The organism is Sphingomonas sp. Mn802worker (genome assembly GCF_000382485.1).
Taxonomy (GTDB): Bacteria; Pseudomonadota; Alphaproteobacteria; order Sphingomonadales; family Sphingomonadaceae; genus Sphingomonas.
Genome location: NZ_AORY01000012.1, coordinates 258,108 through 282,620 on the forward strand (window position 1 = coordinate 258,108; position 24,513 = coordinate 282,620).

General features: G+C 65.1%; 27 protein-coding genes and 1 tRNA gene. 17 read left to right on the forward strand and 11 right to left on the reverse strand.

The features are described 5' to 3' along the window. Positions 1–81 precede the first annotated feature (81 nt). Positions 82–1,302: an acyl-CoA dehydrogenase family protein gene (locus SMN802W_RS0111220; protein ID WP_026326029.1), complete on the reverse strand. Its 1,221-nt coding sequence runs from the start codon at positions 1,300–1,302 to the stop codon at positions 82–84. 86 nt (positions 1,303–1,388) lie between these two features. Continuing rightward, positions 1,389–2,174, reverse strand: a complete 786-nt coding sequence (locus tag SMN802W_RS0111225; protein ID WP_026326030.1) for an SDR family NAD(P)-dependent oxidoreductase — start codon at positions 2,172–2,174, stop codon at positions 1,389–1,391. A 72-nt stretch (positions 2,175–2,246) separates the two neighbouring features. Between SMN802W_RS0111225 and SMN802W_RS0111230 the strand changes: the two genes are divergently transcribed. The 6 genes from SMN802W_RS0111230 (at position 2,247) to dcd (ending at position 8,126) form a co-directional block, all read left to right on the forward strand. Beyond that, a complete protein-coding gene (locus SMN802W_RS0111230; RefSeq protein ID WP_026326031.1) occupies positions 2,247–3,788 on the forward strand; it encodes a class I adenylate-forming enzyme family protein in 1,542 nt (513 codons plus the stop codon). Then, complete coding sequence (locus tag SMN802W_RS0111235) at positions 3,785–4,570, forward strand: thioesterase family protein (protein WP_019517007.1); 786 nt, start codon at positions 3,785–3,787, stop codon at positions 4,568–4,570. Before SMN802W_RS0111230 ends, SMN802W_RS0111235 begins: the two co-directional genes overlap by 4 nt. A gap of 264 nt (positions 4,571–4,834) precedes the next feature. Further along, positions 4,835–5,233, forward strand: a complete 399-nt coding sequence (locus tag SMN802W_RS16940; RefSeq protein WP_162140019.1) for a hypothetical protein — start codon at positions 4,835–4,837, stop codon at positions 5,231–5,233. Between the two features lie 89 nt (positions 5,234–5,322). Continuing rightward, a complete protein-coding gene (locus SMN802W_RS0111245) occupies positions 5,323–6,042 on the forward strand; it encodes a response regulator (protein WP_026326032.1) in 720 nt (239 codons plus the stop codon). Between the two features lie 53 nt (positions 6,043–6,095). After that, on the forward strand, positions 6,096–7,385 hold the full coding sequence (locus tag SMN802W_RS0111250) for a sensor histidine kinase (protein WP_019517010.1): 1,290 nt from the start codon (positions 6,096–6,098) through the stop codon (positions 7,383–7,385). A 186-nt stretch (positions 7,386–7,571) separates the two neighbouring features. Beyond that, a complete protein-coding gene (dcd, locus tag SMN802W_RS0111255) occupies positions 7,572–8,126 on the forward strand; it encodes a dCTP deaminase (RefSeq protein WP_019517012.1) in 555 nt (184 codons plus the stop codon). Positions 8,127–8,211: 85 nt separating this feature from the next. Here dcd and SMN802W_RS0111260 read toward each other — a convergent pair whose 3' ends face one another. From SMN802W_RS0111260 to SMN802W_RS0111280, 5 genes are all read right to left on the reverse strand, one after another. After that, entirely contained in the window at positions 8,212–8,553 is a 342-nt protein-coding gene (locus SMN802W_RS0111260; RefSeq protein WP_019517013.1) for a tetratricopeptide repeat protein, read from the reverse strand. 272 nt (positions 8,554–8,825) lie between these two features. Then, positions 8,826–9,254 (reverse strand): ExbD/TolR family protein, encoded by a 429-nt coding sequence (locus tag SMN802W_RS0111265; RefSeq protein WP_037523888.1) that lies wholly within the window; start codon positions 9,252–9,254, stop codon positions 8,826–8,828. Positions 9,255–9,278: 24 nt separating this feature from the next. Beyond that, positions 9,279–9,752 (reverse strand): ExbD/TolR family protein, encoded by a 474-nt coding sequence (locus tag SMN802W_RS0111270; RefSeq protein WP_026326034.1) that lies wholly within the window; start codon positions 9,750–9,752, stop codon positions 9,279–9,281. An 89-nt stretch (positions 9,753–9,841) separates the two neighbouring features. Next, positions 9,842–10,636, reverse strand: a complete 795-nt coding sequence (locus SMN802W_RS0111275) for a MotA/TolQ/ExbB proton channel family protein (protein ID WP_019517016.1) — start codon at positions 10,634–10,636, stop codon at positions 9,842–9,844. A 47-nt stretch (positions 10,637–10,683) separates the two neighbouring features. Continuing rightward, positions 10,684–11,361, reverse strand: coding sequence for an energy transducer TonB (locus SMN802W_RS0111280; RefSeq protein WP_019517017.1), 678 nt, complete (start codon positions 11,359–11,361; stop codon positions 10,684–10,686). Between the two features lie 224 nt (positions 11,362–11,585). Between SMN802W_RS0111280 and SMN802W_RS16945 the strand changes: the two genes are divergently transcribed. Beyond that, entirely contained in the window at positions 11,586–12,485 is a 900-nt protein-coding gene (locus tag SMN802W_RS16945) for a hypothetical protein (RefSeq protein ID WP_238560191.1), read from the forward strand. On the opposite strand, the gene SMN802W_RS0111290 is transcribed toward SMN802W_RS16945, so the two are convergent. Continuing rightward, a complete protein-coding gene (locus SMN802W_RS0111290) occupies positions 12,460–12,831 on the reverse strand; it encodes a dihydroneopterin aldolase (protein WP_019517019.1) in 372 nt (123 codons plus the stop codon). The two genes, SMN802W_RS16945 and SMN802W_RS0111290, sit on opposite strands and share 26 nt — an antisense overlap. Positions 12,832–12,972: 141 nt before the next feature. Between SMN802W_RS0111290 and SMN802W_RS0111295 the strand changes: the two genes are divergently transcribed. Genes SMN802W_RS0111295 through SMN802W_RS0111310 form a run of 4 tightly spaced genes read left to right on the forward strand, consistent with a single transcriptional unit; the run spans position 12,973 to position 15,896 of the window. Next, positions 12,973–13,479: a GNAT family N-acetyltransferase gene (locus SMN802W_RS0111295; RefSeq protein WP_019517020.1), complete on the forward strand. Its 507-nt coding sequence runs from the start codon at positions 12,973–12,975 to the stop codon at positions 13,477–13,479. 55 nt (positions 13,480–13,534) lie between these two features. After that, positions 13,535–14,104 (forward strand): DUF1285 domain-containing protein, encoded by a 570-nt coding sequence (locus tag SMN802W_RS0111300; protein ID WP_026326035.1) that lies wholly within the window; start codon positions 13,535–13,537, stop codon positions 14,102–14,104. Between the two features lie 29 nt (positions 14,105–14,133). Continuing rightward, entirely contained in the window at positions 14,134–14,709 is a 576-nt protein-coding gene (locus SMN802W_RS0111305; protein ID WP_156818850.1) for a CoA pyrophosphatase, read from the forward strand. Then, the gene (locus SMN802W_RS0111310; RefSeq protein ID WP_019517023.1) at positions 14,697–15,896 is read left to right on the forward strand and encodes a CCA tRNA nucleotidyltransferase; all 1,200 of its coding nucleotides are present in this window, start codon (positions 14,697–14,699) and stop codon (positions 15,894–15,896) included. The genes SMN802W_RS0111305 and SMN802W_RS0111310 overlap by 13 nt, the downstream gene beginning before the upstream one ends. Here SMN802W_RS0111310 and SMN802W_RS0111315 read toward each other — a convergent pair. Continuing rightward, positions 15,893–17,464 (reverse strand): EAL domain-containing protein, encoded by a 1,572-nt coding sequence (locus SMN802W_RS0111315; RefSeq protein ID WP_019517024.1) that lies wholly within the window; start codon positions 17,462–17,464, stop codon positions 15,893–15,895. The genes SMN802W_RS0111310 and SMN802W_RS0111315 overlap by 4 nt on opposite strands. Before the next feature lie 183 nt (positions 17,465–17,647). Beyond that, positions 17,648–19,906 (reverse strand): DNA topoisomerase IV subunit A, encoded by a 2,259-nt coding sequence (parC, locus tag SMN802W_RS0111320; protein ID WP_019517025.1) that lies wholly within the window; start codon positions 19,904–19,906, stop codon positions 17,648–17,650. Positions 19,907–20,015: 109 nt separating this feature from the next. Here parC and SMN802W_RS0111325 point away from each other — a divergent pair, with 109 nt between their 5' ends. The 5 genes from SMN802W_RS0111325 (at position 20,016) to purQ (ending at position 23,578) form a co-directional block, all read left to right on the forward strand. Next, complete coding sequence (locus SMN802W_RS0111325; RefSeq protein ID WP_019517026.1) at positions 20,016–20,765, forward strand: AcvB/VirJ family lysyl-phosphatidylglycerol hydrolase; 750 nt, start codon at positions 20,016–20,018, stop codon at positions 20,763–20,765. Next, on the forward strand, positions 20,762–21,712 hold the full coding sequence (locus SMN802W_RS0111330; RefSeq protein WP_019517027.1) for an alpha/beta hydrolase: 951 nt from the start codon (positions 20,762–20,764) through the stop codon (positions 21,710–21,712). Before SMN802W_RS0111325 ends, SMN802W_RS0111330 begins: the two co-directional genes overlap by 4 nt. Before the next feature lie 130 nt (positions 21,713–21,842). Beyond that, on the forward strand, positions 21,843–22,622 hold the full coding sequence (gene purC, locus SMN802W_RS0111335; protein WP_019517028.1) for a phosphoribosylaminoimidazolesuccinocarboxamide synthase: 780 nt from the start codon (positions 21,843–21,845) through the stop codon (positions 22,620–22,622). A gap of 63 nt (positions 22,623–22,685) precedes the next feature. Then, positions 22,686–22,916, forward strand: a complete 231-nt coding sequence (purS, locus tag SMN802W_RS0111340; protein ID WP_019517029.1) for a phosphoribosylformylglycinamidine synthase subunit PurS — start codon at positions 22,686–22,688, stop codon at positions 22,914–22,916. Further along, positions 22,913–23,578: a phosphoribosylformylglycinamidine synthase subunit PurQ gene (gene purQ / locus SMN802W_RS0111345; protein ID WP_019517030.1), complete on the forward strand. Its 666-nt coding sequence runs from the start codon at positions 22,913–22,915 to the stop codon at positions 23,576–23,578. The genes purS and purQ overlap by 4 nt, the downstream gene beginning before the upstream one ends. Before the next feature lie 31 nt (positions 23,579–23,609). Here purQ and SMN802W_RS0111350 read toward each other — a convergent pair whose 3' ends face one another. After that, positions 23,610–24,371, reverse strand: a complete 762-nt coding sequence (locus tag SMN802W_RS0111350; RefSeq protein WP_019517031.1) for a queuosine precursor transporter — start codon at positions 24,369–24,371, stop codon at positions 23,610–23,612. 59 nt (positions 24,372–24,430) lie between these two features. On the opposite strand from SMN802W_RS0111350, the gene SMN802W_RS0111355 reads away from it, so the two are divergent. After that, positions 24,431–24,507, forward strand: a tRNA-Arg gene (locus SMN802W_RS0111355). Positions 24,508–24,513: the final 6 nt, after the last annotated feature.

Consider the following 24,513-nt stretch of genomic DNA (forward strand, 5'->3'; position numbering starts at 1 on the left):
AAGGCGTTCTGGTGCGCCTGCCCCCTCGACCCGGCCCTCTCCGGACGCAAACGGTACGATGCCGCCGCGCCTACCTCGTGATTACTGGTGGTCGAGCATGCCCAGGATGCGCTTGGCGATGACGTTGTTCTGGATCTCCGACGAACCACCATAGATCGACACCGCCTTGCCCCACAGCCAGGATCGCGTCTGTGTCAGCTCTTCCTCGCTGAAGCCCTCGCCTTCCCAGCCAAGCCCCTGCATGCCCATAATTTCGATGTTGAGTTCGGCGCGGTCCTGCGTGATGCGCGCGCCGACGTTCTTCATGATCGATGTCGCCGCCGATGGCCCGGCGTTGCCCTTCGCTTCCAAGGCGGCGCGGCGCAGCGTGAGGGCAAAGGCGCGCTGGTCCATTTCGTGCTTGACGATGCGGGTGCGCAGGTCGGCATCGGCGAGGCGGCCTTCGGCATCGACCCCGCGATACTTCCTGGCGATGTCGGGCACGCTCTTGCCCGCATTCATCCGGCTGCCGGAACCGCTGCCGCCCGACAGCGAACTTCGCTCATGCTGGAGCAGGCGCGTTCCGATCGTCCAGCCCTGTCCCTCTTGTCCGACGAGGTTTTCCTTCGGCACGCGGACGTTGGTGAAGAAGGTCTCACAGAAGGGCGATTGACCGCTGATCAGCCGTATCGGCTTCGTCTCGACTCCTTCGGCATCCATGTCGATCAACAGGAAGCTGATCCCCGCGTGCTTCTGCGTCTTGTCGGTGCGCACCAGGGCGAAGCATTTGTCGGCCCACTGCCCGCCCGACGTCCAGGTCTTCTGCCCGTTAACGAGGTAGTGATCGCCCATATCCTCGGCAAAGGTCTGCAATGAGGCGAGGTCCGACCCCGCACCCGGCTCAGAATAACCCTGACACCAGCGCACCTCACCGCGGACAATTCCGGGAATGTGCTGCCGCTTCTGCTCCTCGGTGCCGTATTCGAGCAAGGTCGGCCCGAACATCATCACGCCCATGCCGCCGATCGGGTTGTACGCGCCCGCACGCGCGAGTTCCTCCTGAACGATGCGCGCCTGCGCGCGGTCGAGCCCACCGCCGCCATATTCCTTCGGCCAAGAGGGAACGCCCCAACCCTTTGCGCCCATCGCCTCACGCCATTGCCGCTGATCGGGGGTCTCGTCGCCGGGTCCCTCGATCGCCGACATCGCATTGTCGGTGCCGCGCAACGAGGCCGGGAAATTAGCCCCGATCCAGTCGCGCGCTTCCTGGCGGAAGTCGCCGCCTGCGGCATCCGGGCGGGTCTGTTCGGCGGCAGTCGCCATCGCGTCAGTCTCCACGTTCTGAATAAACGGTATGGCTGCTCATGGCATAATCACGGCGCGCTGCAAAGGACGAAGCGTCTCGCTGCTCAGTTCTCGCGCCCCGGCCGGCGGCTCATCCCGACATCCAGGTGCGCACCGGCGTCGACGAGCATCACCTCGCCGGTGACCGCCCGCATCGCCGGGTCGAGCAGCGCTTCGATCGGCGCGGCGACTTCATCGGGGCCGGTCGCCAACGCCATCGGCGTTGCCGCCGCGACCTTCGCGTTCAGGCGCGCGAACCCTTCCTCGCCCAGCCGCTGCTCGTACCATCCGGTCGCGACATAGCCCGGCGCGACCGCGTTGACTCGGATCGTGGGCGCGAGAATACGCGCGAGGCTCTTCGTCATGGTGATTAGCGCGCCTTTGGAAGCGGCGTAGGCGACGGATGAGCCGATCCCGAACACGCCGGCGACGCTTGCGACGTTCACCACAGCGCTCATCGGACTTGCGCGCAACATGGGCGCGGACACGCGGATCATCTGAAACGCCGCCACCACGTTCAGCTGGTAGATATCGAGGAAGTCCGCAGCGTCGAGCGCGTCGAGATCCTCATGCAGGGCGAATTTGGTACGACCGGCATTGTTGACCAGAAAATCGACCCGGCCGAACGCATCGTTCGCCGCCGTAACAAGCCGGCGGCAGGCTTCATCATCCGCGATATCAGCCTGAACCGCGATCGCACCATGCCCTGCTTCGACCGCAAGCGCCTCCGCCTCCGCCTGGCTTGAGGCGTAGTTGATGACGCATGATACGCCCCGCGCCGCCAGCCGGCGAACGGTCGCCGCGCCGATGCCGGTTCCGCCGCCCGTCACGATCGCCACTGCACCCTTCATTGCGCCCGACTCCATGTCTTTTCGAAGAATGCGTATGGCATTCCCGCGGCGCTTCGCATAGCGGATGCGGATATGAGCGCTGAGCACGACATCGCCGCCCTGCTCGCCGAGGATTTCGGCACATTGAGCGATCTGATCCGCGTCCATGCGGAACAACGCCCCGACAAGCTGGCAATCGCCGACGACGTAACGAGGATCAGCTACCTTGAGCTCGATCGGATGATGGATCGCGTCGCGGCCGCGCTCCAGCGCGACGGCACGGTTGCCGGGCAAGCGGTAGCCTCGGTCGCCCATCCCAGCGTCGCACAGGCGATCGTCTTTCTCGGCGCACTTCGCGCCGGATCGATGGCGGCGCCGATCCAGCCCTCGGCGACACCCGAGCAAATCACGGCGATGATCGCGGACTGCGGCGCCGCGATCGTCTTCCTCGATACCGCCGCGGCGGAAGCGCTGCATGGTCAGTCGCTCGCGGCTCAGGTCGTGTTGCTCGACGACCTGGCGGCGTGGCTCGGCGCGGAAGCCGCAATGCCGAAGCCGGTCACGGTGCAGCCGAGCGACGGCTTCAACATCATCTATTCGTCAGGCACGACCGGCACGCCGAAGGGCATTGTGCAGAGCCACGCAATGCGATGGCAGCATCTGTCGCGCAACACGGCGGCCGGGTTCGACCAGGCGGTGACGCTGATCGCGACGCCGCTTTATTCCAACACGACGCTGGTCAGCTTCCTGCCGACGCTCGGCTGGGGCGGCAGCGTCGTTCTGATGGAGAAGTTCGAGGCGCACGCCTACCTCGAACTCGCCGAGCAATACCGGGCGACGCACACCATGCTGGTGCCGGTGCAATACCAGCGGATCATGGCGCTGCCCGACTTCGACCGGTTCGACCTGTCGGCGTTTCGCTTCAAGACCTGCACCTCCGCTCCCTTCGCTGCGGCGTTGAAGCGTGACGTGGTGGCGCGCTGGCCAGGGCTGCTGATCGAATATTACGGCATGACCGAAGGCGGCGCGAGCTGTGCGCTGAACGCGACCGAGTATCCCGACAAGCTGCACACCGTCGGTCGCCCGCTGCCCGGACATGAGATCAGGCTGATCGATGATGACGGGATTGAGGTCGCTTCCGGTGAGATGGGTGAGGTCGTCGGACGATCAGGCGCGATGATGAACGGTTATCATGGGCGCGAACAGGCAACGGCTGACGCCACGTGGTTCTCGCCCGACGGCGATCGCTTCATCCGTCACGGCGATATCGGACGCTTCGACAACGACGGCTTCCTGATCCTCACCGATCGCAAGAAGGACATGATCATCTCGGGTGGGTTCAACATCTTCCCGTCCGACATCGAAGCGTTGCTGGTCGAGCATCCGGAAGTCGCCGACTGCACGGTGGTGGGTGTCGCATCCGAGCAATGGGGCGAGACACCGGTCGGCTTCTACGTGCCGCGCGGTGACGCGGCGCAAGGTGCGGACGAGGTGCTGGCGGCGATCAACGCGAAGCTGGGCAGGACGCAGCGCTTGTCGGCGCTGTACCGCACCGACGAGCTTCCACGCAGCGCGATCGGCAAGGTGTTGAAACGTGAGCTGCGCGATCGCCTCGTCGCCGGAGAGTTCGCATGACCACGCTCAAGCAGGTGCTAGACGCGCTGGAGCCTACCGCCGACGCGATGGCATGGCGCGGAACGATCCCGGACGGCTGGTTGCAGGGACGCACCGCTTATGGTGGATTGTCCGCGGCGATCGCGCTTCACTGCGCGATGCAGTCCGAGCCCGATCTTCCTGCGCTGCGATCGGCGCAGGTCAGTTTCGTCGGACCGCTTTCCGGGGCGATCCTGATCACCACGCACAAGCTGCGCCGGGGCAAGAACGCTGCCTTCATCCAAGCCGATGTCGAGAGCGAAGCCGGCCTGGGCTTGCGCTGCACCTTCGTGTTCATGCGCGCCATCGAGAGCGAGGTCGACTACCAGATCACCACTGTGCCCGACTTCCCTCGCCCCGGCGTCGAGGACGCGACCTTCAAGGGGCATCCACGCGTACCTTTCACGCAGAATTTCGAATTCCTCGATCAGCGCGAGGCCTCGAACCTGAAGCCTGCCGAATGGCTACGCTGGACGCGGCTGAACGAGCGCGACGGGATCGATCCGATGGTCGAGTTGATCGCGATCGGTGATTGCCTGCCGCCCGCTGCGCTACGCCTGCTCGGCCGTAACGTGCCGATGAGCTCGATGACGTGGATCCTGAACGTGCTTGGCCCGACGCCGGCGACGCAGGACGGCTGGTGGCTGTTGCGCTCAAACGCCGATTACGCGCGGGCCGGATCATCGTCGCAAGCGATGGGCATCTGGAACGCGCACGGCGAGATGGTGGCGGAGCAGATGCAATCGGTTGCGCTGTTCGGCTGAACGACTCTCCGAGACATTTCGCGACAAAAGCAGCAGGCTGCGACAAACAAACGCGACATCGGTGCCTTAGCCGATTGACACAGGTCGGGATCGTCCGCCCGTGTTCGAGGGATCATCGATGAAAAAGCATGTTCTCGCCGCCGCTCTGGGCGTGACGATGCTGGCAGGTGGCGCAGGCGTCGCTGCCGCGGCCAGGCGGCGAGCGCGAGCGACGTTAGGCCGGCTTCAGCTTTACCCCCGCAAGTTATGCGCGGCGCCGGCCTGATGCGTGCCGACGCGAATGGGGACGGCGTGGTGACGCGCGACGAGGTGATTGCGGATGCCGATCGTCGCTTCGCTACAATGGACACCGACGGTGACGGCAAATTGAGCCGTGATGAAAGCCGCGCCGCGCGACCGCATCGTCGCGTATATGGCGAGCGCGGCGAACAGGCGCCCTCCGATCCGTTGGGCGACAGGTTCAGCGGCGGCGAGGACGCGCGACCACCGATGACGCGAGAGGCCTTTCGCGACCGTGCGCTGAGGATGTTCGACCGCGCGGACACCAACCATGACGGGCGCATCGATGCACGCGAAATGGAAGCGATGCGCCTGCTGCGACGCGCACGCATGGCAGACGGCGATCGCCCGCGCGTGACATCGCCGAGTGACGAACAACAGTGAGCGTGCCAGCCGGATGTTCTTATCCGAACGTCCGCGCTGGTGGTCACAACCTTTCACAGATGCGGTGAAACATGTCAGACGCCGACATCATGGCCGACATTCCCCATCTGCTGCTGGTCGACGATGAGCGTTCGATCCGCGAGCCGCTTGCGCAATACCTGACCAAGCAGGGCTTCCGTGTCACCCAGGTCGGCGAGGCGGAAGCGGCGCGCGCGCGACTCGCGGCCTATGCGATCGATCTCGTTATCCTCGACATCATGATGCCGGGTGAGGACGGACTGTCGCTCTGCCGCCATATCCGAGAAACGAGTGAAACGCCGGTTATCCTGCTGACCGCCCGCAGCGAGGAAACCGATCGCATCGTCGGACTGGAGATGGGCGCCGACGATTATGTGGTGAAACCGTTCTCGCCACGCGAACTCGCCGCCCGGATCAAGGTGGTGCTGCGGCGGACCGCCGCGGGCGGTACGCGCCAGCACGCACCCGACGCGGGTGCCTATGCCTTCGCCGGCTGGGTGCTGAAAACGGGCGAGCGCGCGTTGGTCGACCGCGAGGGCGTGTCGGTGGCGCTGTCGACCGGCGAGTACAATCTCCTGCTCGCGCTCGTGCAGCGCCCGCGACAGGTGCTGACCCGCGATCAATTGCTTGACCTGACGCAAGGGCGCGAGGCCGCAGCGTTCGACCGCGCGATCGACAATCAGGTCAGCCGGCTGCGCAAGAAGATCGAGCCCGACCCGCGTAATCCCGAGTTGATCAAGACGGTGTGGGGCGGCGGCTACGCTCTTTCAGCGGAAGTCACCCGACTTTGACCGTCGCGACGGCGCGGTGGCGGCCGGGCTGCCCGCGGAGCTTGGCAGGGCAGATGGCCTTGCTCGTCGCGGTCGCCCTGTTCGTCGCGCAGGCGATCAACTTCACGCTGGTGCTGCGCGATCGTGCCAACTTCCGTCTCGCGCAGGCGACCCGCCCTGTCGCGACGCGCATCGCCGACGCGCTCGAGCGCGAGCAAGCCGGGCGCGTGCTCAGCCCCGATCGAGGCCGGGTGCGACGCGTCCGGGCCGACCCAATCCCACCGGACCTACCCCGGCATGCCGAGGTCTCGAGCGCGTTGCGTGACCAGCTGAAGGATCTGGGCGTCTCAGCCGGGCGGATCGACACCGGCCTGCAACCGGCACCGCTCCACCCCGACGATCGTGACGTTCGCCTCGGCCGCGACGGACAAAGCCTGTTGATCGCAGTGGAACAGCCCGGCCGCGGCTGGTTGTCGATCGTTGCACCGTGGCCGGGCGGCGGCGGCTACATCTTCTGGCGATTGTTCGCACAGACGCTGATCCTCTACGCCATCATGCTCGCCGCGGTGTTGTGGATCGCGCGACGTATCTCCCGACCGTTGCGGGTACTCGCGTCTGCCGCGCACGATTTCGATCCCAGCATCGCTCCGGTCGCGATCGTCGAGGATGGTCCCGCCGACGTGCGTGCGGTTACCGCGGCGTTCAACGGCCTTCGCCTGCGCGTCACCGCGATGCTCGACGAGAAGGATCGCATGCTGGGCGCGATCGGTCACGATCTGCGCACGCCGCTGGCGGCCCTTCGTGTCCGTATCGAGTCAGTCGAGGACGAGCAGGATCGCGCGCGCATGGCCGACACGATCGCGGAGATGAACCGCACACTTGACGACATCCTGTCGCTCGCGCGGTTGGGGCGGCCGAGCGAGCCGGTGACCGAAGTCGATCTTGCCGCCCTGGTCGATGCGGTAGTGGAGGATTTCCGCGACCTGGGCGCGAACGTCGCCTTCGAGGAAGCCGATCGGCTGCGTATCCGCCTGCGCCCATCGCTCATCCGACGCGCGATCAGGAACCTAATCGAAAACGCGATCAAATACGCCGATGGTGCAGAAGTGACGCTGCGGCCGGCGATCGATACGGTCGTGCTTTCAGTCGCGGATCACGGCCCGGGCATACCAGCGGACCGCCTGGCGGATGTGCTCGCCCCCTTCACGCGTCTTGAGACATCACGGAACCGCGAAACCGGTGGCATCGGGCTGGGGCTCGCACTTGCACGCGCGATTGTTGAGGAAGCCGGCGGCAGGATCGCGCTCAGCAATCGCGATGGTGGAGGTCTTTGCGCGGAAATCATGCTTCCCCGCGGGCGGTAGGCCACCGCGCGAATTCGGAATGCATTCAGTACACAGCTTCACGTGCTCCTGTTGTGCCGCACTCGCCAGGCAGCCCGGATGATGCTTGCAGCAGTCGAACCGCGCTCAATGTCACAATCACCTTCGATCGCGCTTGCGTCCGTCATGATCTCACGCGACAGCATGCCCGTTCAGGGAGGAGCCTAGATGTCCGTCCAATCAGATCGCTGGATCCGCGAGCGCGCGAACGCGGACGGCATGATCGAGCCGTTCGTCGAAGCGCAGCGGCGCGACGGATGCATCAGCTACGGGCTGTCGTCCTACGGCTATGACGCGCGCGTGGCGGATGAGTTCAAGATTTTCACCAATGTCGACAACGCCTTGGTCGATCCGAAGGAGTTCGCCCCGAACAGCTTCGTCGACCGCAAGACAGACGTCTGCATCATTCCGCCGAACAGCTTCGCGCTTGCACGCACCGTCGAGTATTTCCGCGTACCTCGCGACGTGCTGGTCATCTGTCTCGGCAAGTCGACCTACGCACGCTGCGGCATCATCGTCAACGTGACCCCGCTGGAGCCGGGCTGGGAGGGCCATGTCACGTTGGAATTCTCCAACACGACGCCGCTTCCCGCCAAGGTCTACGCCAACGAAGGCGCGTGCCAGTTCCTGTTCCTCAAAGGCAACGAGCCGTGCGAGGTCAGCTATGCCGACCGTGCCGGAAAATACATGGGCCAACGCGGCGTCACGCTACCGCGCCTGTAAGGCTCGTTCCGCTCGAACGATCGCGCAGAGCGTGATGGGGTCGGCGCCCAGGTTAATCGCCTCACATCGATTATGGCAAACCCGGCTAGCGTGCCGCGATGGCCGTGCCGAGCCGCGCCAATCCGCGCTCGGCCACTTCGTGCGACGAGGTCGTTCCGCCATCGGCCAGATTGAGCGACACCGGAGCGGACCTGAGCACGTCGTCGTACAGCGCCCGTGCCCGAGCGGTCCGGGTCGTGCGCGCATATACCGCAGCGAGGTTCAACAAGACCTCAGGACGACGCGGAAAGATGGCCCGCTCTGCATCCAGCGTCGTTTCCGCCTGCGCCAGATTACCGGCGGCAATGGCGGTGTAGCCCGTCCGGTCCTTTGCCAACGCGGGCGTTGCAGACAAGGTCGCAACTAAAAGGAGCAAACCGGTGCGCATACCACTCTCCGCTTGTTTCATTTTTGTGACACATGGATGTCACTCTTAAGACAGTGGAGCAAGTGGCTTCACGGAAGATCCGGCGTCAATGTGTATTAGCTTGGAAGCGTGGCTTTCGTGAGCTCCGCTCTCAGGCGAGGAGCAACATGCTAAAACGTATGTCTGTCCAAACCCATGTGCAGTGGCTTCAAGTAAGAAGGTACCAAAAGAAAAAGCGGGCACTCCGTGTGGAGTACCCGCCCTTCAAGGTCACTTGATCACGCCCAACGCGATCAGAAGTCCTTGTAATATTGCTCGTTGCCGACGAAGCCGAGCTTGGTCACCGCGGACCGCTTGATGATGGCGAGCGCGTTGTCGACCACCTCATAGCGCGAATTGCGGTCGGGCTGGAACTGCAGTTCCGGCTCCGGGGTCATCGCGGCTGACGTATCGAGATATTGCCGCAACGTGGTGTCGTTGACGGCTGCGCCGTTCCACGTGATCGTACCGGCCGCGTCAATCGCGATCTTGTTCTTGATCGGGTCCACCGGCGGCTTGACCGCGTTGGGATCGTTCACCGGCAGGTCAACCTTCACCGCATGCGTCGGGACGGGCAGCGTGATGATGAACATGATGAGTAGGACGAGCATGACGTCGATCAACGGCGTCGTGTTCATCTCCATCATGGGTTCGCCGTCATCGCTCCCAGCACTCATTGCCATAACTGCTACTCCTCTGGCTGGGTGTCAGGCGCCGGCGCCGACGCCGGGCTGCGAGATGAAGCCGACGCGTGCGAAACCCGCCTGCTGCATGTTGAAGATGGCGCCACCGATGCAATGCCACGGCGTATCCACGTCACCACGGATGTGCGCCTCCGGCAGCTCGAGGCCAGGTGCGTTGACACCACCCTGGCGCGCGATCTCCGTCTTCAACTTGGCGACGGCGCGATCAAGCAGCTCCTGCTGCGTGACGGGCGCGACGCCCCAATAAACCTTGCAGGCGCCGGACGCGTCCGAGGTGATCGACAGCGACACGTTCTCCGGCTTGGTCGTGGTCGGATCGAACCGGACGTTCGGCAACTTCACCTTGACCGTCTGAATCGCGACCGGAACCGCAATCAGAAAGATGATCAGCAGCACCAGCATGACGTCCACGAGGGGCGTCGTGTTGATGTCCGAAAGAGGTTTTTCGGTGGAATCACCACCTACGCTCATCGCCATATGTCAGGCTTTCCTATTCTCCGTCCGACCGGGCACCGACCCGCCGGACAAGCGGAGGACCACGCCGGGCGCGGTCCCCGCCCTTGTTCTTACGCGCGGGTCTGCACGCCACCCGCCTGGCCGGCGGTGGCCGTAGCGCCGGCGGGCTTCACCGGTGCCTTCGCGGCGGCGGCATTGCCGATCGACGGACGGACCTTGCCGTTTGAGGCAAGGAAGCCGAGCACGTCGTTCGAGAAGGCCGACAGGTCCTCCGCGATCGACTTGTTGCGGCGCTGCAGCCAGTTGTAGGCGAGCACGGCCGGAACCGCGACGACCAGGCCAAGCGCGGTCATGATCAGCGCCTCACCCACGGGGCCTGCGACCTTGTCGATCGAGGGATCGCCCGACGCACCGATCTTGATCAGCGCACGGTAGATGCCGACGACGGTACCGAACAGACCGATGAACGGCGCGGTCGCACCAACGGTCGCAAGGAACGCCAGACCGCCACCCAGCTTGGAGTTGATCGCGGCTTCCGAACGCGCAAGCGAACCGTGCAGCCAGTCATGCGCCTCGACCGGATCGGTCAGCTGCGCGTGCTGGTCCTGTGCGGCCAGGCCGTCGTCGACGAGCTGCTTGTAGGCCGAGTTCTTCTCGAGCTTCGCCGAGCCTTCGCGCAGCGAGTTCGACGACCAGAAACCCTGCCGCATACGCTTGGCTTGATTGATGATCTTCTGCTGCTCGAACAGCTTCGAAAACAGGATGTAGAACGACACAACCGACATCAGCACCAGGATGCTGAACACCGACTGCGAGATGATGCCGCCCTCACGCAGCGCCTGCTGGAGTCCGAACTGGTTTTCTGCGGCTGCGGTTCCACCCGCGGCCAGGATGTTGATGATCATGCGGTGGTATTCCCTCTAAAAAGCTTGGCTCGAAAGTCGTGAAACGATCAATCGCGCGGCAAAACCCAACGTACCGGCAGCGTGTAGCTCGACGTGATCGCTGACCCGGACGCGTCGAGCGCTGGCGAGAACCGCACGCGGCTCTTGGCGATACGACACGTTGCCTGATCGAGCGCCGACGAGTTGCTCGACGTGGTGATCGAGCAGTCCGTCACACGCCCGTCGGTTCCGACGGTCAACTTCGCGACCACGCGACCTTCCTCTTCGGCACGGATGGCCGAGGGAGGATAATTGTCCGCGCCGAAATACTGACCCGGATTACCCTTTAGACCGGCAGCCTTGCTGACCGCAGGCGGTGCCGGCGGAGCAGGAGCCGGCGCGGGCGGCGCGGGCGGAGCCACGACCGGCGTCGGGTTGTAAACCGGCGGCGGGTTCGGCGTCGTGTTGATCACGACCGGCGGCGGGTTCGGGTTACGAACGATCGGCGGCGGCGAGACGACCGGCGGCGGCGACATCGGAATGTCGGGCGGCGGGGGGGGCGGCTCATCCGGCGGCGGGGGCGGCGGTTCTTCCACGTCAAACGTGTTCAGCTTTTCGACCTGCTTCTTCACGAAGTTGGTCGCTAGGCCGGTCACGAAGGCGTAGCCGAGAGCGATGTGGACCAACGCCACGATCACCAGGGCGGTGACCTTGCTCCCGCTCATCTTCTGGTCAGAATAGGCCATTCAGCAACGAAACTCCCTCATCCTGCGGCCCTGTTGGGCGGTTGGACAAACCCAACCGTCGAAAATACCCCACGACACCCCCCTGTCGGGAAGGCCGTAGCGTCACGGTTACTATCGCGGCACCTGAATGGACGCAAACGCTTTGTCGGGCGCAACAAACGTACAAGCGTGTGACGACAGAAAAATTTCTATTTCGTTCATCTTGAAGGGCGTACCATGAAGCCATGTCTGCCCTTAAGCTATTCAACATCCTCGCCCTTCCACTCGCGCTGACGCCAGTGTCGCCGCTCCGGGCGCAGGTGCCCTCAACCAGCTTTTCTGCCAACGTTGTCGGGGCCTCATCGGGCAGCCAGCCATCCTACCCCGATTTTGCCGACTTGGTCGTCGACAGCCCCTTGATCATCGACGCCACAGTTCGCTCGGCCGCGCGAATCAAGGGCGTCGAAGCCGTAGGGATCGCACCCGACGCCGCGCGCTTCTACGTCGAGGCGGATGTCGGCACGCTGGTGCGCGCCGCGGGCGCGATTCCGGCAAGGATTGGATGGCTGGTCGACGTACCGCTGGACGCCCGCGGACGTCCACCGTCGCTCAAGAAGCAGCGCGTGCTCGCATTCGCCCGGCCGGTCGCCGGACGCCCGGACCAGGTCCAATTGGTCGCGAAGGACGCGCAACGGCCTTGGTCGCCGGCCGCCGAAGCCCTGACCCGCCGGATCGCAACCGAGGCGGCCAGCCCCGATGCGCCGCCGATTCTGACAGGGGTGAAAAGCGCATTCTACGTGCCCGGAACCCTGCCGGGTGAAGGCGAGACGCAGATTTTCCTGCTGACGAAGAACGATCGGCCTGCTGCGATTTCGGTGCTGCGTCGCCCCGGCGAGCAGCCGCGATGGTCGATCGCGCTCAGCGAGGTGATCGACGAGAACGCAACCGCGCCCGCGCGCGATACCTTGCTATGGTACCGCCTCGCCTGCTTTCTACCCCGCACGCTCCCCAATGCGGCAACGACCGCATTGGATGAAGCAGATGTCGTTCACGCGCGCGAAGATTATGCCTTTGTCATCCAGCAACTTGGCGCCTGCCATAGCAACGCGGCCGGCGCGATCAGCGGCGATGGCGCACCAGCGTGATGCCGATCGCCTCGCCCGCTTCCGCGATGGCGAGCTTGACGATCTTCACCTTCACGCGCTTGACGCGTCGATCCTGCAAGAACAGGGTCTCGCAGATGTGGTCGGCCACCGCCTCGATCAGCGTGAAATGACCTTCGTGCTCGAGCGCGGTCGTCGCGGCGTGTTTCAGGTCGAGGTAATTCTTCGACGCGGTGAGCGGCGTGTCCGGCGAAAAATGCGCCGGGGCGTCAAGCAATACCGTCAGCGAAATCCGCAACGGCTGCGGCAGGTGCGTTTCCTCGGAGTAGATGCCGGTCAGCACCGGCACCTCAAGATCGTGGACCTCGAGTTCTAGCGTGTCATCCATACGTGCGCCGTTAGCCAAGGTGATCCGGCGACGCCAGCATTCGACTGCATGTATCAGTGGCCCAGCCATCGCTTGCGTCGCGGGCGCGCTTCGCTAAGGGGCGCGGCGATCCCCGTGTCGGTGGGGCGTTGGGAATGGCGAATGATTGATCTGGTGCCGATCGGCGAGGTGGATGATGCCGCGATCGAGCGGCTGCTCGACGACGCGTTCGACAGCGAACGCCATGGCCGCACCGCCTATCTGCTTCGCGCGGGCACGGCGTCAATCCCGACGTTTAGTTTCGCGGCGATCGAGGATGGTGCGCTGGTCGGCAGCATTCAGTGCTGGCCGATATGGTTCGTCCCCGACCGATCGGACATGCGCGCGGTCCCAATGATCCTTGTCGGACCGGTTGCGGTCACCCCTTCCCGTCAGCAGGACGGGATCGGACGCCGGCTGATGGGCGCAGCGCTGGATGCGGCGCAGAACGACGCCGCGATGATGCTGATCGGCGATCCGGAATATTACGGGCGCTTCTTCAACTTCTCGGCTGAGCACACGGCGCTGTGGCGGCTTCCAGGACCGGTGGAGCGGCGGCGGCTGCTGGCGCGCGGTGCGACGGTCCCCACCGGTGCCGGCGAAGTCGGAGCCCGTTGCACTGTCGCCTAATCGGTTCGACGCCTTTACCGCGACGGTCGGCGACCCTAACTGAACGACCATGCCGATGGCGCCGCCTCCAGACTTCCACACGTTGACCATGGCCGACATCGCACGCCTGGCGGACAGCGATCGTCTGCCTCCGGTCGAGCGATGGCACCCGGCGCATTGCGGCGACAGCGAAATGCGGATCGCGCGCGACGGGACGTGGTTCCATCAGGGCTCGCCGATCGGTCGCGCCGCGATGGTCCGCGCATTCAGCCGTATCCTCCGGCGTGAGACAGACGGCGGCTACGTGCTGGTCACACCGGTCGAGAAGCTGGACATCGCCGTCGAGGATGCCCCGTTCGTCGCGGTTGAACTGAAGGTCGGGGGTGCGGGTGAGGATCAGATGCTCGGGTTCCGGCTCAACACCGGCGATGTGGTGATTGCGTCGGCCGAGCACCCGCTGCGTTTTGAGGAACGCGATGACGGGCCGCACCCATATGTTCATGTTCGCGGCCGGCTTGAGGCGCTGATCTCGCGTGCGATCTACTATGATCTGGCAGAGATCGCGCTCGCAGGTGGCGATGATGCGGCAGGAGTGTGGAGCGGCGGGTGCTTCTTTCCCCTCGGCACGGCCGACGCCACGTTGTGATCGGAGAGGTCGTTCGATCGTCGCTTGCCTTGAAGCTGACGCATGCGCTGGCATCCCCGCACAACGTTACCGTGTTGTCGGGAGACAGCGACCATCTGCCGACGCACGCGACGCTGACGGCCGCCGCGGTGCTGATCCCGGTGACTGATCGCGCGCGGCCGGGCGTAATCCTGACGCGCCGCAACGATACCTTGCGCAAGCATCCCGGGCAGGTCGCCTTCCCAGGCGGCCGGATCGACCCCGGCGAAGACGCGATCGCCGCTGCACTACGCGAGGCGGAAGAGGAGATCGCGCTGCCACGCTCGAGCGTCGACGTGATCGGCGTAACCGATCTGTACCGCACCGGCACCGGCTATTCGATTACGCCGGTTTTGGGCGTCGTTCCGCCCGACCTGCCGCTGCACCCGAACGAGGGCGAGGTGGCGAGCGTATTCGAGGTGCCGCTCGACTTTCTGCTCGACGCGGCGAACCATCGGCATCGCACCGTCGACGTGCAGGGGGTGAGCCGCAGTTTCTGGGAGATGACGTGGGAGGATCAGCGAGTCTGGGGCGCAACCGCGGGCATGATCGTCAATCTGGCACGGCGGCTGCGATGGACGGCCTGACCGACACGATCCTGCCCAATGCCGCCTGGCGCGCCCGAGCGGGGCTGGAGCATCTGGCGACCGTATTGGGGAGCGAGCGCGAAGAAGCGCGCTTCGTCGGCGGCGTGGTGCGTGACACGTTGCTGGGGCTCGACGCACATGACCTCGACCTGGCAACGGTTCACCCGCCCGACGAGATCGTGCAGCGGCTGGATGCGGCCGGCATTAAGGCGGTGCCGACCGGAATCGCGCACGGCACGGTGACGGCGGTGTCGGCCGGGACGGTGGTCGAGGTCACGACGTTGCGCCGCGATGTGTCGACCGATGGGCGCCACGCGGTCGTTGCTTATACCGATAGCTGGCGCAAGGATGCCGGGCGTCGCGATTTTACGATCAACGCGCTTTACGCCGATCCTGGCAACGGCGCGGTCTACGATTACTACGGTGGCTTGGCGGACTTGGCCGCGGGCCGCGTCCGCTTCATCGGCGATCCTTATCGGCGCATCGCCGAGGATCATCTTCGCATCCTGCGTTTCTTCCGCTTCCACGCGCGCTTCGGTGATCGAATCGACGAGCAGGGGCTCGACGCGTGCGTCGCGCGCGCAAATGACCTGATGGCGCTCAGCCGCGAGCGGATTGCCGCGGAACTGCTCAAGCTGCTGGTCGCGCGATCGGCGGTGCCGGTAATTGCGCTGATGCACGATCGCGGCATCTTCCGCCCCATCCTGCCCGAGATCGATGCGGCCGGTGTCGCGCGGTTGCACGAACTGGCCGAACGCGAGGTGGGCGCTGGCGTCGCGCCCGATGCAATCCGCAGGCTCGCCGCGCTGGTGCCGGCTGACACGGCCGAGAGCGTCGGGGCGCGAATGAAGTTGAGCAGTGCCGATCGCAAGCGGCTCACCCTCGCCGGCGCCGGGATCGGGAGCGAGGGCGCGCGTGGGCTCGCTTATCGCCACGATGTCGGGATCGCTCTAGACCGGCTGCTGTTGGCGGGTGCCGACGTGTCGCCGCTTCTTGACTGGGTTGCGCCGTGTCTGCCGGTCGGTGGCGGCGAACTGGTCGCGCGCGGATTGAGCAAGGGCCCACTCGTCGCGCAGACGCTCAAACGGGTCGAGGCACGCTGGATCGCAGAGGGTTTCCCCGACCGCGTGCGCACCGCCGTCATCGCCGATGAGGAAACCGCTGCGACCCTCGCCAGCGCGCGCTAGCGATTGCGCGTCAGCAGGAAACCGTAAGCATCGTCGGGTTCGAGCGGATGAGCGAACGCATAGCCCTGCCCCGACTGACATCCGAGCGCCGCCAGCGTTTGCGCGATGTCGTGCGTCTCGATCCCCTCTGCCACCGTCGACATGTTGAGCGCCTGCGACAGGCTGAGGATTGCACGCACGATCGCGATCTTGTCGCGGTCGGCAAGCATACCGGTGATGAAGCTGCGATCGATCTTGAGCACATCGATCGGCAGTTTCTGCAACGAGGCCAGGTTGGAGAAGCCGGTGCCGAAATCGTCCATCGCGATCGTCAGGCCGAGCGATTTCAGCGCGGTCAGCATGCGCGCCATACGCGCGGGTTCGGCGACGAGCGCACTTTCGGTCAACTCCAGCTTCAGGCGGTCGCCCGTCATGCCGGCGGCGGCGAGCGCGTGTTCGACCACGTCGGGTACCGAGTCGCGCTGAAGCTGGATCGGCGAAACGTTGACGCCGACCCGGATACCGTGGCTCGCGTCGCCGCGACGATCCCATTCGGCGAGGGTCGCCAGTGCCGAGTCGATCGCCCAGCGGCCCAGCGGGACGATCAATCCCGATTCCTCTGCCACCCGGATGAAATCGGTCGGCTGGTGCTGCACGCCCTGCTCATCGGTCCACCGCGCCAACGCTTCGAAGCTTTCGACCCGACCGGTGGCCAGGTCGCAGATCGGCTGGTAGCGCAGCGTCAGATCGCCGTTGTCGATCGCGCGGCGTAGCGCGGTTTCCATCGCGAACTCGGCGCGCGCAGAATCGAGCGCGCGGGTTTGATAGGCCTCGGCCTTCTTGCTCGCCTTCGACTTCTTCATCGCGACCTGCGCGTGGCGGATCACGTCCTCTGCATGCTCCACCCGCGCGTCGCCGAACGCGATACCGATCGCCGAGGTGACGCGAATCTCATATTCACTCAGCCGAAACGGCGTCGATAGCGCAGCCTGCAATCGCTTCGCGACATGCTGCGCCTCGTCGTCGCGTTCGTCGATCGCGAGCAGGATGCCGAATTCGTCACCCCCGGTGCGCGCCAGCACATCGCGTGCGCGCAAGGCGCCCTTGATCCTCCGCGCCACCGTGATGAGCAATTCGTCGCCCGCCATGCTACCCAGGCAGGCATTGATGCGGCTGAACCGCTCGAGATCGACCATCAGCACCGCCCAACGCGCCGCGCTGTTCGCGATCGTCGTCTCCAGCGCGTCGGTGAAGCCACCACGGTTCGGCAGCCCGGTCAGCGAGTCAGTCGCCATTTCTCGGCGAAGCGTCTCCTCGGTACGGACCTCGGCGGTCTGATCAACCAAGGACACGATGCATACCGGTTCGCTGCGCAGCGCGATGCGGGACAGGCAGACGCGGAAGTGCCGACGCTCCACCTCGCCGCCGCTATGCCATTCATGCTCGGCGCTTTCCGCGTCGCTTAGCAGGAAGTCGCGGATGACGGGGTCAAGGCTGGTGTCGGCCTCGACCTGCGCACGCTTGAATGCCCGGTTCGACGCCTCATGAACGACCTGCGTGCCTCGCAGCGACACCATCAGCAACGGCATGGGGACGAGTTCCAGCGACCCTTCCGCGGCCGAAAGCCCCGGCGGTATTAGGTGGAGCACGCCGCCGCGCGCGACGGAAGACAGACTGCGAGCCATCACGGCCACCAGTAAACCGCAAGCATTAAGACCGGCTTACGCGCCGACGGGCGCAACCTTACCTCTTCGATCCGTCACCGGACCCGCTCAGAAACGATTGTCGCGCGGGAACCCATTGGGTGGCATCCGCCCGGCGGCGCCCCGCGCCGTGCGCCACGCATTCAGATCGGCCTCGGTCCGCGTCCGCTTCGTTTCCCCGCGCATCGTCCAGCTCAGACCGTGTGCAAAGACAAAGGTTTTCGCATCCGCCAACCCACCGTCGCGGTAGCGCTGCAATTGCACCCCCTGCCCGCGCGACATCGCGGGTAGCTCGGCCAGCGGGAACACGAGCAACTTTCGGTTATCGCCGATCACCGCGACATAATCGTCTTCGACCGCGACCGCTCGCACCACCGACAAGCGCGCGCCAGAGCGCGGCGTCATGACGTTCTTGCCCTTGCGCGTTTCCGCTACTGTGTCCGTCGTTTGTACGACGAAGCCACGTCCATCGGTTGCCGCTAGCAGCAGCCGCTCGGCACCGCGTGCGGCGAACAGCGCCACGACGGCGACACTGCCGTCGAGATCGATCGTCGCTCGCACCGGTTCGCCGAACCCGCGTCCGCCCGGCAATCTGTCGGCAGCGAGCGTATAGAAGCGCCCGTTGGCGGCGGCAAGCAACAGCTTGTCGGTCGTCTGCGCGTGAAAGGCGAAGGCGGGTCCATCGCCTTCCTTGAACTTCATCGTCTCCGGCGCGGAAAGGTCGACATGACCCTTCATCGCGCGGATCCAGCCGCGCTCCGACAGGATCACGGTGATCGGCTCACGCTCGATCATCGCCTCCAACGGAATGTCGCGTGTCGGTGCTGCTTCCTCGATCGCGGTGCGACGCTTACCGAGCGGTGTGTCAGGACCGTAGCGCGCGCGAACCCGCCCGAAGTCGCGCTTCAGCCGCGTACGCTGCCGCGCCTCGCTGCCGAGCAGCAACGTCAGGTCGGCCTGCTCCTTCTCGAGACTGGCCTGCTCGCGCTTGAGCTCCATCTCTTCGAGTCGACGCAGGCTGCGCAAGCGCATGTTGAGGATCGCCTCTGCCTGACGATCGGTCAGCGCGAACTCCGCGATCATCACCGCCTTCGGCTCGTCCTCGGTGCGGATGATCTCGATCATGCGATCGAGGTTGAGGAAGGCGACGATGTAGCCACCAACCAGCTCGAGCCGATCGGCGATTTTCCCCAGCCGGTGCTCGGTCCGGCGGCGCAGCACGACGAACTGATGCTCGACCCAGGCGGCGAGCGCATCGCGCAGCGACATGACGCGGGGGGTGCGCTCTTTGTCGAGCACGTTCAGATTGAGCGGCACGCGCGTTTCCAGGTCGGACAGGCGGAACAGCCCGTCCATCAGCACCTGCGCATCGACCGTGCGGCTGCGCGGTTCCAGCACCAGGCGGACCTCGGCATCGCTCTCGTCGCGCACGTCGGCGAGGATCGGCAGCTTCTTGTCGTTGATCAGGACTGCGATCTGCTCGATCAACTTGCCCTTCTGCACGCCATACGGGATCTCGCTGACGACGATCTGCCAGGTGCCACCCTTTTCCCGTTCCACGCTCCAGCGCGCACGCACGCGAAATGCGCCGCGCCCGGTGACATAGGCCTCGGTAATCGCCGCCTGACTGTCGACGACCAGCCCGCCGGTTGGGAAGTCGGGGCCCTTGACCAATGCCAGCACCGCGGCATGGCCGGCCTCGGGCGTGTCGACCAGCATGATCGCCGCATCGAGCAGCTCGGCCGCGTTATGCGGTGGGATCGCGGTCGCCATGCCGACCGCGATCCCCGCGGCGCCGTTGGCGAGCAGGTTCGGGAAGGCGCCGGGGAACAGCTCCGGCTCCTGTTCCTCACCGTTATAGGTCGGACGAAACTCGACCGCATCCTCGTCGAGCCCATCCATCAGATCGATCGCGACCTGCGTCAGCCGCGCTTCGGTGTAGCGATAAGCGGCCGCGTTATCGCCGTCGATGTTGCCGAAATTGCCCTGCCCGTCGACCAGCGGATAACGAAGCGCGAAATCCTGCGCCAGCCGCACCATCGCGTCATAGACCGACTGGTCGCCGTGCGGATGATATTTGCCGATCACGTCGCCGACAACGCGCGCGCATTTCTTGTATCCGGCCGCAGGATCGAGCCGTAACAGCCTCATCGCCCACAACAAACGGCGGTGGACAGGCTTCAACCCGTCGCGGACATCCGGCAGCGAACGCGCGGTGATCGTCGACAACGCGTAAACGAGGTAGCGTTCGGACAAAGCGCTATCGAACGGCGCGTCGAGCACGCCGATGGGGGGATCGTCAGGAAGGTCGGTGATCTTGGTCGGCATCGTGTCCGATCCGTCTATCAGCCCGATCGCACCGCGTTAAGAGGCGTAGCGCTTGGGCTGGGCGTCAAACGCACGCTATAGCGCTGGTTCGTCAGCTTCGGGAACAACCGTGCCGTCTTCCACCTTACGCCGCCTGCGCCGCGGCGTCATCGTTACCGGCGTCGTCTCCGCCATCATCTGCGTGTTCGTCGGGCTCGCGGGGTACTTCAACCGCGATCCGTACGAGCTCTATCCGGCCAAGGGACGCGCGCTGCCGATCGCCGCGGTGAATTTCTCGGGCGACATGGGCGTTCGCTTCCTGCTCGGCGCGTCGACGATGCGCGGACTGACCGAGCACGGCGTCACCACGATGGCGGTGGTCACCCCGACGCTGTTCCGCCACCGCCGCACCCGCGCGGAAATCGACGCGATCGTGACGGATGGCATCCGCACCGCGCTCGAGCGGACGGGTGCGCAGCGGATCGTAGTCATCGGGCAATCCTACGGCGCCGACATCGTGCAGACCGGCCTCGCCCACCTGCCGGCCGATCTTCGCGCCCGTGTCGCGGCGATCATCCTGATCCTGCCGGGCGAAACCGTGTTCTTCCGTGCCGATCCGAGCAGCATCGAATATCACGGCACGCCGGATGCGTATGGGATCGAGACGGCGCGCACGCTCACCTGGGCACCGCTCACCTGCATCTACGGCGTCGAGGAGGGCGACAGCCTGTGCCCGCATCTTCGGATATCGGGCGCCCGCCTCATCGGCATGCCCGGCGGCCACAACGTCCGCCATGACGAGGCCGGGCTGCTGCGCCATGTTCTCCATGCAATCGCACAGGTGATGCCCGCGCATGCGCGTGGCAGATTGACGTCATGAGCTCGCGCCATCTGCTCGCCCTTACCATCGTCGCAGCCTTGCCGGGAAGCACGCTGATCATGCCATCACCGATCGACGCGGCGGTACCCGCTGCCTTCAAGCCGCTGACCTGGGACGATCTCATCAAGCGTCCTCGTCCAAAACCCGACGCAACGATCAGCTACGGCAGCGATACGATGCAAAAGGTCGACGTGTGGCTGCCGCGCGGCAAGGGTCCGTTCCCGACCGTGCTGATGGTCCATGGCGGATGCTGGACCACCGGCATCGCCGATCGCACGCTGATGAACTGGGTCGCCGACGACCTGCGTCGTTCGGGCGTGGCGGTGTGGAACATCGACTATCGCGGCGTCGATCGCGCGGGTGGCGGCTATCCCGGAACCTTCAGCGATGCTGCCAAGGCTGCCGACCAACTCCTTGTGTCAGCGGCCAAGTTCAATCTCGACATCAAGCGGATCGTCGCTGTCGGGCATTCCGCCGGTGGGCATCTCGCCTTGTGGCTGGCGGCGCGCGGCAAGCTTCCGGCCGACAGTCCGTTACGCATGCCGCACCCGCTCCACATCGATCATGTCACGAGCCTGGGCGGGCTGCCCGATCTCGAAGCGACGGCAACCAGTCCGGACAATGGCTGCGGCACCGCGGTGGTGGCGAAGCTGGTTGGTCAAGGACGCGCCGATCCTTACGCCGACACGTCGGTGACGCGCCTGCTGCCGCTCGGCGTCGCGCAGGAGTTGGTCAACGGTCGTGAGGACCGCATCATCCCGTATCGGATGGCGACCGATTACGTCGCGCGGGCGACCGCGGCGGGCGACCGGGTGTCGCTGCACACGGTGCCGAACACCGGCCATGTCGAACTCGTGATGCCCGACACTGCGGCATGGCGCGAAACGAAGCGGCTGCTGCTCGGACAATTGCGCGTGCCTGATCGCCAGCTCGACACCGCGCGCTGATCGCCGCATCGCAGCACAGGCTCTTTTCGTGCGAACGGCTTTGGCCTATAGCGCGACGCATCATCGCCCCGGCTGCGCGACAACAGGTTTCGCGCTCCCGGGGCGTCCTTATTTCGTGAAAGGGCGATCGATGGCGCGCAGGCGGCAGATCTACGAAGGCAAGGCGAAGATCCTGTACGAGGGTCCCGAGCCCGGCACGCTGATCCAATATTTCAAGGATGACGCCACCGCCTTCAACGCACAGAAGAAGGGCACGATCAACGGCAAGGGCGTGCTGAACAACCGGATCAGCGAGCACATCTACACGCTGCTGGGCCATATCGGCGTGCCGACGCACTTCATTCGCCGCCTCAACATGCGCGAGCAACTCATCCGTCAGGTCGAGATCGTACCGGTCGAGGTGATGGTCCGCAACGTCGCGGCGGGATCGCTGTCGAAGCGGCTCGGCATTGAGGAAGGCGTGCAGTTGCCACGCACGATCATTGAGTACGCCTACAAGTCGGACGAACTCGGCGATCCGATGATCACCGATGAGCACATCGCCGCTTTCGGCTGGGCAAGCCAGGAGGAAATGCACGACATCGCCGACCTGGCGATCCGCGTGAACGATTTCCTGTGCGGGCTGTTCGCCGGCGTCGGCATCCGCCTGATCGACTTCAAGCTCGAATTCGGGCGCATCTGGGACAACGACTACAGCCGGATCATCCTGGCGGACGAGATCAGCCCCGATTGCTGCCGTCTGTGGGACATGGAAAGCGACGAGAAGCTCGACAAGGACCGCTTCCGCCGCGATCTGGGCGGCGAGGTGGAGGCTTATCAGGAGGTCGCCAGGCGGCTCGGCCTGTTGCCTGAAGGTAGCGAGAACGCCGTGCTCGACCTCGAAACGCATCGCAAGAAGCGCGGCAAGTAAGCGGTCGGCATGGGCGCGCGAACACCTTGCCCGATCCCGACCGGCACGGCATAGGCGGCGCCCATGAAGCTCACCATCCACGTCACGCTGAAATCCGGCGTCCTTGATCCCCAGGGTAAGGCGATCGAGCACGCGCTCTCCGGCCTCGGTTTCGCAGGCGTGCACGGCGCGCGTGTCGGCAAGCTGATCGAGCTGGAAGTCGATGACGGCACCAGCGACGCGGATGTGGATGCGATGTGCCGCAAGCTGCTCGCCAACACCGTTATCGAGAACTACCGGATCCAGCGCGCATGAAGACCGCCGTGGTCGTCTTCCCCGGCTCGAACTGCGACCGCGACATCGCCGTCGCGCTCGAGCAGGTGACGGGCACCAGGCCGGTCATGGTGTGGCACCGCGATACCAGCCTGCCCGACGATGTTACGCTGGTAGCGGTGCCGGGGGGCTTCTCCTACGGCGATTACCTCCGCTCGGGTGCGATCGCCGCGCGATCACCGATCATGCGTGACGTGGTGGAACGCGCGGACAAGGGACTGCCGGTGCTCGGCATCTGCAACGGCTTTCAGGTGCTGACCGAGGCAGGATTGCTGCCGGGCGCGTTGATGCGCAACGCCGGGCTCGATTTCATCTGTCGTGACGTCGCGCTGACTGCTGGTGAGACCCGCTCGCTCTTTACCGGCGGCTATTCGGCCGGTGAGACGGTGCGCGTGCCCGTCGCGCACCACGACGGCAATTACGTCGCCGATCCAGAGACGCTCGACCGGTTGGAGGGTGAGGGTCAGGTTGCGTTTCGCTATGCCGAGCCGGTCAACGGCAGCGCACGCGATATCGCCGGCCTGGTCAATGCCAGCGGCAACGTGCTCGGCATGATGCCGCATCCCGAACGCCGCATTGAACCCGCGCATGGCGGCACCGATGGGCGTCGCCTGTTCGAGGGCCTGCTCGACCGCGTCGCCTGACGCCTCGGCCGCAAAGACCCGGCCAGGAGGATCACACGCGCGCGCGAAACGGAGAGAAGTCGGTTCGCTGATCGAAAACATCGACGCCCTCGGCGCGCTTCAATCCGCCGACGACCGCGTAGGTGACGGGGGTCAGCAGCACCTCCCATGCCACCTTCAGCGCCCATTGCGTGAACAGCACCATGACGACCAGCCGACTGGTCCAGCCCGCCGCGCCCAAAAAGGCGAGCGGATAGAAGATCAGGCTGTCCACGCCCTGCCCGGCAATTGTCGACCCGATCGTCCGCATCCACAGGTGCCGCCCACCGCTCCACACCTTCATCCGCGCGAGCACGTACGAGTTGACGAACTCGCCCGCCCAGAACGCGCACATGCTGGCGAAGACGATCCTCGGCACCTGCCCGAACACGGTCTCATAGGCCGCCTGGTTGGTCCAGTCGGGCGCGGGCGGCAGCGCGACGACGACCCAGGCCATTCCCGCCATGAATACGGTTGCGGCAAAGCCCGCCCAAATGACGCGGCGTGCGCGCGCATAGCCGTAGACCTCGGTCAACACGTCGCCAATCACGTAGCTGACGGGAAAAAACAGAATGCCGGCGCCGAACGGCCACTCCCCGACGATTGGAAACCTGACGACCGCGACCTTCCCGGCCCCGAGCACGTTCGAGAGCAGCAGGATCGCGACGAACGCCGCCATCACGAAATCGTAGAAGCGCAGCGGCCATCCGGCGAGCGCATCGGCATCCACGATCGCTAGCGGACCTTCGACGGTGATCGGAGCAGGCTCGGACATGCAAACTTTATACGTCGCGGTTTCGCGCGGGCGCAATCCGCGCTACTCCCCACCCACGCGCGCCCGTAGCTCAGTTGGATAGAGCACGAGCCTTCTAAGCTTGGGGCCGCTGGTTCGAATCCAGCCGGGCGCGCCACATCAT

Excerpts from the sequence above, each read along its gene's own strand:
- SMN802W_RS0111290 (WP_019517019.1), bottom strand. The coding sequence starts at position 12,831 with ATGGATGACACGCTAGAACTCGAGGTCCACGATCTTGAGGTGCCGGTG.
- purC (WP_019517028.1), top strand. The coding sequence starts at position 21,843 with ATGGCGCGCAGGCGGCAGATCTACGAAGGCAAGGCGAAGATCCTGTAC.
- SMN802W_RS16940 (WP_162140019.1), top strand. The coding sequence starts at position 4,835 with ATGCGTGCCGACGCGAATGGGGACGGCGTGGTGACGCGCGACGAGGTG.
- SMN802W_RS0111280 (WP_019517017.1), bottom strand. The coding sequence starts at position 11,361 with ATGGCCTATTCTGACCAGAAGATGAGCGGGAGCAAGGTCACCGCCCTG.
- SMN802W_RS0111220 (WP_026326029.1), bottom strand. The coding sequence starts at position 1,302 with ATGGCGACTGCCGCCGAACAGACCCGCCCGGATGCCGCAGGCGGCGAC.
- SMN802W_RS0111300 (WP_026326035.1), top strand. The coding sequence starts at position 13,535 with ATGGCGCCGCCTCCAGACTTCCACACGTTGACCATGGCCGACATCGCA.
- SMN802W_RS0111270 (WP_026326034.1), bottom strand. The coding sequence starts at position 9,752 with ATGGCGATGAGCGTAGGTGGTGATTCCACCGAAAAACCTCTTTCGGAC.
- purQ (WP_019517030.1), top strand. The coding sequence starts at position 22,913 with ATGAAGACCGCCGTGGTCGTCTTCCCCGGCTCGAACTGCGACCGCGAC.
- SMN802W_RS16945 (WP_238560191.1), top strand. The coding sequence starts at position 11,586 with ATGTCTGCCCTTAAGCTATTCAACATCCTCGCCCTTCCACTCGCGCTG.
- parC (WP_019517025.1), bottom strand. The coding sequence starts at position 19,906 with ATGCCGACCAAGATCACCGACCTTCCTGACGATCCCCCCATCGGCGTG.
- dcd (WP_019517012.1), top strand. The coding sequence starts at position 7,572 with ATGTCCGTCCAATCAGATCGCTGGATCCGCGAGCGCGCGAACGCGGAC.
- SMN802W_RS0111235 (WP_019517007.1), top strand. The coding sequence starts at position 3,785 with ATGACCACGCTCAAGCAGGTGCTAGACGCGCTGGAGCCTACCGCCGAC.
- SMN802W_RS0111330 (WP_019517027.1), top strand. The coding sequence starts at position 20,762 with ATGAGCTCGCGCCATCTGCTCGCCCTTACCATCGTCGCAGCCTTGCCG.
- SMN802W_RS0111230 (WP_026326031.1), top strand. The coding sequence starts at position 2,247 with ATGAGCGCTGAGCACGACATCGCCGCCCTGCTCGCCGAGGATTTCGGC.
- SMN802W_RS0111295 (WP_019517020.1), top strand. The coding sequence starts at position 12,973 with ATGATTGATCTGGTGCCGATCGGCGAGGTGGATGATGCCGCGATCGAG.
- SMN802W_RS0111350 (WP_019517031.1), bottom strand. The coding sequence starts at position 24,371 with ATGTCCGAGCCTGCTCCGATCACCGTCGAAGGTCCGCTAGCGATCGTG.
- SMN802W_RS0111310 (WP_019517023.1), top strand. The coding sequence starts at position 14,697 with ATGGACGGCCTGACCGACACGATCCTGCCCAATGCCGCCTGGCGCGCC.
- SMN802W_RS0111250 (WP_019517010.1), top strand. The coding sequence starts at position 6,096 with ATGGCCTTGCTCGTCGCGGTCGCCCTGTTCGTCGCGCAGGCGATCAAC.
- SMN802W_RS0111275 (WP_019517016.1), bottom strand. The coding sequence starts at position 10,636 with ATGATCATCAACATCCTGGCCGCGGGTGGAACCGCAGCCGCAGAAAAC.
- SMN802W_RS0111245 (WP_026326032.1), top strand. The coding sequence starts at position 5,323 with ATGGCCGACATTCCCCATCTGCTGCTGGTCGACGATGAGCGTTCGATC.
- SMN802W_RS0111315 (WP_019517024.1), bottom strand. The coding sequence starts at position 17,464 with ATGCCGTTGCTGATGGTGTCGCTGCGAGGCACGCAGGTCGTTCATGAG.
- SMN802W_RS0111225 (WP_026326030.1), bottom strand. The coding sequence starts at position 2,174 with ATGAAGGGTGCAGTGGCGATCGTGACGGGCGGCGGAACCGGCATCGGC.
- SMN802W_RS0111260 (WP_019517013.1), bottom strand. The coding sequence starts at position 8,553 with ATGCGCACCGGTTTGCTCCTTTTAGTTGCGACCTTGTCTGCAACGCCC.
- SMN802W_RS0111265 (WP_037523888.1), bottom strand. The coding sequence starts at position 9,254 with ATGGCAATGAGTGCTGGGAGCGATGACGGCGAACCCATGATGGAGATG.
- purS (WP_019517029.1), top strand. The coding sequence starts at position 22,686 with ATGAAGCTCACCATCCACGTCACGCTGAAATCCGGCGTCCTTGATCCC.